Origin of the sequence: Novipirellula sp., from assembly GCF_041583735.1 — a bacterium.
In the GTDB taxonomy this organism is placed as follows: domain Bacteria; phylum Planctomycetota; class Planctomycetia; order Pirellulales; family Pirellulaceae; genus Novipirellula.
Genome location: NZ_JBFHFD010000584.1, coordinates 1 through 5,555, shown reverse-complemented (window position 1 = coordinate 5,555; position 5,555 = coordinate 1). Strand labels below are relative to the sequence as shown.

General features: G+C 54.3%; 5 protein-coding genes. 2 read left to right on the top strand and 3 right to left on the bottom strand.

Going from position 1 to position 5,555, the window contains the following annotated elements:
- Window positions 1-1,385: 1,385 nt before the first annotated feature.
- Window positions 1,386-2,723, bottom strand: coding sequence for a sulfatase-like hydrolase/transferase (locus tag ABX962_RS28840; protein WP_372724668.1), 1,338 nt, complete (start codon window positions 2,721-2,723; stop codon window positions 1,386-1,388).
- Window positions 2,724-3,232: 509 nt separating this feature from the next.
- On the bottom strand, window positions 3,233-4,060 hold the full coding sequence (locus tag ABX962_RS28835) for a S1 RNA-binding domain-containing protein (protein ID WP_372724667.1): 828 nt from the start codon (window positions 4,058-4,060) through the stop codon (window positions 3,233-3,235).
- Window positions 4,061-4,343: 283 nt separating this feature from the next.
- Here ABX962_RS28835 and ABX962_RS28830 point away from each other — a divergent pair, with 283 nt between their 5' ends.
- Together ABX962_RS28830 and ABX962_RS28825 are read left to right on the top strand one after the other, a co-directional pair.
- On the top strand, window positions 4,344-4,505 hold the full coding sequence (locus ABX962_RS28830; protein ID WP_372724665.1) for a CBS domain-containing protein: 162 nt from the start codon (window positions 4,344-4,346) through the stop codon (window positions 4,503-4,505).
- Between the two features lie 29 nt (window positions 4,506-4,534).
- Complete coding sequence (locus ABX962_RS28825) at window positions 4,535-4,756, top strand: hypothetical protein (protein WP_372724663.1); 222 nt, start codon at window positions 4,535-4,537, stop codon at window positions 4,754-4,756.
- A 46-nt stretch (window positions 4,757-4,802) separates the two neighbouring features.
- Here ABX962_RS28825 and ABX962_RS28820 read toward each other — a convergent pair.
- Window positions 4,803-5,555, bottom strand: a 753-nt coding sequence (locus tag ABX962_RS28820; RefSeq protein ID WP_372724661.1) for a nucleoside hydrolase, incomplete at its 5' end; no start/stop codon positions are given.

Here is a 5,555-nt window from a genome sequence, read left to right as displayed (position 1 = left end):
GAGAAGCCGCTCTGTCCCATCGATCTCGGTACCGCCCAAACAAATCGGTCCATTCTGTCCTTCCAGTCGCAACGCGACGATAGGCTGTAGCCATGGACGTGAGTCCATGGTTCGGGGGCAAACACGATTACAAAGCCCCGAAGGGGCGGCAGGAATCGCAGGCGTGGAATCTCCTGTCGTCCCTTCGGGACTTACGGCGTATGACGTGAACGCGTTCCATGGGCTGACGCCCATCGCTACAGCATGCCGCCACTTCGTGGCTGTTCGTGAGTCCCGCGGGGACGGCTTGATGTAGCCACGGACGAGAGTCCTTGGAAGAGGATACACCCCATCGCACGGATTCGCGAAGCGACGGCAGGTGTTGCGGCCACGGCGTAACGCACGATCAATGCAGCGAAAGGTTAAAAGATGAGATGTCAAAAATTGGAGACGATGCCGGCAATCGTATTCTGTCACGAATCGCGATGGCAGTCTCATGTTTCTGTCGCACCAATTTTTCTGTCGACCTATCGTCCGCGCACACCAAATCGTACCATCGATTCTGAGTCCGTCCTGTTCCAGCGTGCAAGCTCGCTCACACCGCATGAGGGGACAGAAAGATTGGTGCGACAGAAAGATATTAAAGAAGACGCTCTGTTCCATCGATCTTGGTACCACCCAAGCAAATCGATCCATTCTGTCCTCCCAGTCGCAACGCGACGATAGGCTGTAGCCACGGACGAGAGTCCTTGGAAGAGGATACACCCCATCGCACGGATTCGCGAAGCGTCGGCAGGTGTTGCGGCCACGGCGGAACGCACGATCAATGCAGCGAAAGGTTAAAAGATGAGGAATCAGAAAAATGGAGACGATGCCGGCAATCGTATTCTGTCACGAACCGCGATGGCAGTCTCATGTTTCTGTCGCACCAATTTTTCTGTCGACCTTTCGTCTGCGCACACCAAATCGTTCCATCGATTCTTAGTCTGCTCTGTTCCAGCGTGCAAGCTCGCACACACCGTATGAGGGGACAGAAAGATTGGTGCGACAGAAAGATTTTCCAAAACTGAGCACTGGACTATCTATCCTGGTGCCAACCGATCCAGACTGTCTCCCCGTCGCAACGCAACAACATGCCGCCACTTCGTGGCTGTTCGTGAGTCCCGCAGGGACGGCTTGATGTAGCCACGAGACGTGAGTCCCTGGATTGAGAAAGCGATAGAAACCCGAGTCGCAACACGACGGCATGAAACTACTCTTTATTCAGGGTTATGCGGAACGGCTCGCCTTGTTGATATTTCTTTAGCCGTTTCTGCGATTCGTTTTTAGCGTCCTCCGGTGCAATCGAAACCGATTTTAACTCCAGCTTGATCGCCTTCCCGTTTCCATTTGTTTTACAGCAGTCGCTAGAACCCGAGCCTCTCGAATTCGCGTCGGAGCTTCTGGCGAATCTCGGCACGATTCGAATCGTCCTGGTCGGCGGACAGCGGATATTGTTCGACCGGGTCTTCGGCCATGTGAAACAGCCGACCGTCGTTGTACAGTTTCCAGGCTTGCGTTCGCACCCATTTCAGACCCGAGCTTTTACCGTCGGGTTCGACGCCACCGGGTTTCGGAAGCACGGCTTCCTCACAGTAGGCGAACAGACGCGGCGATGCCCCTTGGCCGCGAAGCCGGTTGGCGAAACTGACGCCATCTAGCTTGGGGGATGCCGGAAGCGGAACGCCAGCCAGATCGAGAAAGGTCGGCAGAATGTCACTGAAATCGACCAAGTCATCCACTTGCTGGCCTGCTGCAATCGTGCCGGGCCAATTGGCAATCATGGGAACATTCGTGCCGGCGTTGGTCAGTTGCTTCTTTCCCCCCGGCACATCGAGCCCGTTGCGACGCGAAACCACCGGAGTTCTGATGAGGTTCTTGCCCTCGGCACGGATGATGATCTCGGGCGGTGTGCCATTGTCCGCCAAGAACAGGATCAGTGTGTTTTCACGAAGTTTTAAGGCGTCCAGAGCGGCCACCATCCGGCCAACTCCGCGATCCATCTCGGCGACCATTTCTGCATAGTTGTCGTAACGACCAAAAGGACCGTGCGGGACGGGGGGATCCAGGTCATCGGTGACTTCGTGCGCAACCGCCATGGAGTAGTAAGCCAGGAAAGGCCGATCGCGATTCGCTTTCATAAATTCAATCAAGCTACTCTGGTAGAGGTCCGGGCCGTAGTGACCGAGCGTGTCGTCGCGAACGCGGCCGTTGGTGTAGATCATCGGCTCGTAGTAACGCGGCCCCTCGTGCCATCCGAACAAATCCGACTGGTTAAACCCCATCCGCTGCGGATGAAGCGGATCGTCTCGTAACAGGCACAATTGCCACTTGCCAACAATCCCCGTCGTGTACCCTGCGGTTTGCAACAACCGCGAAAACGTTTGGTCTTCGGCGTCTTTGGGGTAGGCTCCCCACGGGACGTGTCCGTGCCGAAACGGGTAGCGCCCCGACATCAAGGTCAACCGCGAAGGATGGCAGACGGGCATACTGTAGGCATGATTGAACTTCATGCCTGTGCGAGCCAACACGTTCAAGTGGGGAGTCCGGTAGGATTGGCCTCCATAACACTCTAGTACCTCTTGACCGACGTCGTCGGCGAAGATCAGCAGAAGGTTCGGTTTACTGCTTTGAGCCTTACCGGAGCTGCCTAAGCACAACAGGAGTGCACATGTTTGCACCAGCAATTTGGCACGATACTTCATTGGTTTCCTCTGGATCACTTGCAAAGGGGGGAGCGGTACGGGCGGTGTTGGTCAACACCATCGTGGTTCCAGTCGACCATTACTCTTCCCCGTCGATTGTATCCGCTATGGCGACTGCCTATTGCCGTGTTGCCAACAAAAAGAACGGGCGACGTCACGGAGAGGGATGTCCAACACGATGTTCGTTGACACTCATCTGGTTGGAGTTTGTAGCGGAGCAGCGCAAGCTGCCCGGTCAAAACAAGCGTTTTTTACGCTGCAATCGGACGGCTCACGCCGCGCCGCGACCAATGTCTTCCTGGGGCCAACGTTGGAACGAGACGTCTTAGTTGTGGCCGTGAGCTTAACATGCACGGTTGTGTTGCCATCGCTCCCCTGACTTCGTTGGCTGACCGAGCAAGTCGCACGCCAACGAACTGTGCCGGTTTACCATCGACGCTCGCGTGCGTGATTCAAAGGTGAAGCTACCCACGTGAATCGAGCAAAGGAATTGGCCTGGTTGTGATTGATCAAACCAAGCGTATTCCATCCTTCTCAATCGTAATGACTTTTTGTTTATAGAGGCCTCCTATCGCCTTTTTGAATTGCCCTTTGCTGATCCCGAACAGATCCGCAATCTGGGCAGGCGGAGACTTGTCATGAACGGCTGCATACCCATCGTGATCGCGTAAGTAATCGAGAATGACTTGGCTGTAGTTGTCGCGAATTTGCCGACCACTCTTCAGACTCAAATCGATTTTGCCGTCTTCGCGAATGTATTTGACATAGCCTTCAATGCTCTGTCCAAAACTGAGTCGTTGATCGACTTCGTCTTTGTACAGCAAGCCCCAGTGGCTTTGGTCGACGATCGCTTTGAAGCCCAGTTCGGTGCTGTTTGCGATAATCAAGTCAACCTTTTGCTGCGGATAGAAATTGTGTTGATCGTCTTCCTGCACGACTTTGTCAATCTTAGATGTCGCCGTGATCCGACCTTGGTTGTCCAGATAAAGAAACACGATGTAGGAATGACCCACGGTCATCGGTCGATGCTGTTCGGCAAACGGGACCAAGACGTCTTTGTCCAATCCCCAGTCCAAGAACGCACCGAACTGTGTATTTTCTTTCACTTTTAAATACGCGAATTCGCCTACCTCGGCTTTCGGTGTTTGTGTGGTCGCGATTGGCCGATCTTCGGAATCGAGGTAGAGAAAGACTTCGACCGTATCACCGACACTCAAGTTGTCGGGAATATACTTGGTGGGAAGTAAGATTTCGCCAAGATTCTCGGCATCTAAATAGACTCCGAATTCAGTCTGCTTGACCACTTCTAAATCATACGTGCTGCCGATTTTGATCATGATTTTGGGGCTGCCATTGGTTTCGCGAATGCGGGGTCGAGGTGATGGGGTGAAGTGTTAATCGGGGGGCTTTTAGCTTTCGCCGTCTTGGGGGCGTTCGGGGCTACCACTTAAAGTGGTCCCGCCAAATATCCGAAGCTGCCGGCAAAGCAACGATCGCAACGACAATGATGCCGCAGGACCGGACGTTTCAGTCGTTTTGCTTTTTTGGACAGAATGCGAATCACATCACTCATCGTAGCCGACTCGGCTGGGGCGGTTCAGTAGGGCCGCTTCCGGCGTAATGAACCGAGATCCCGTCTGGCTGCTCGTGTCTGGTTCGATTCGTGATGTGGCTCGGCTGTTGGGCTGCCATCGCTTCCACGCCTTGCCAATCGCGGATTGCGATAAATTGGTCGGGATCGTCACGTCGACCGATCTGCTGCATTTTCTGTCGGAGTTGTGATGAGCATTCGCGATGGATGAGCCACCGTGATGAAACGACGGATGGTTCCCAATCCAGGTTTCCTCTGGATGTTTTCGGACGCGAATTGCCGTCCGTCCCAAGCGAAAGCGGCTCCCTCGGGCGGCGACAAACGTGATCGGATCAGCCTTGTCGGCGGCTTTCACGGTGCTCGTGCGATAACACGCCAACGCCCAATGCCGTACCGCTGCAACTCGCCAAGCTTGCCCCGATCTAAGGAAGAAAAGGGGTAACGAAGAAACCGCGAAACAAATCCACTGCGACGCGAGCGCGAAGCAATCATTCGGGCGATGCGGCGTCGATCACCTTGAAAAAGTCTTCCATGATTGCCGCCGAGTCAAAGTCTTGCCAAAGCACCATCTTCAGCGGATTCTTCGGGCGATCCAGCCAGCCTCGATTGTGTAGCGCCGGGCGAGGTATTTCGACGGATTTGCCCAATCCTGGCTTTTTCAGTACAGCAACCGCCGTGGCGTCAAAGAAAGAACGGAACGGCGGATCGCCATGCTGCGGTGCATGCTGGTACAGGCTGACCGAATAGTCGCCAAAGTTGCCAAACGTCCCGCCATGACGTCCTGTGATTTTTAAGTCGACTTTGGGGCCCTTACCAGGCATCTTGTCAAAGATGTCCTGTTGGAAAGCCTTCACGCCCCAACTTCCCGATGGATCGTTGTAGCGCACCGTCACCATTTCAAAGTCGACTGGCAGTGACAGCACATAATCGATACAGGTCAAATCCGCCGTCATGTTGTACTCGCCCGCTTGAGGATAATTCGACCCGAGCCAAACAATCCTGACGTTGGGGATGATCGAAGGATCCTTTGCAAGCGCCAACGCGATGTTGGTCAGCTTTCCAATCGGTAACAGCACGAGTTTGCGATCGGATGGTTTCTTCGCTTGGGCGATAATGAAATCAACCGCCTCTTTGCCGTCATACGAAGGTTCGTGAATGTGCGGCAGGATTTCTGCAAAGCTGCCGTTGGCTCCTTTGAACATGGGCAACTGTGGATAGAAGCCGCACAGTTTGACGACGCG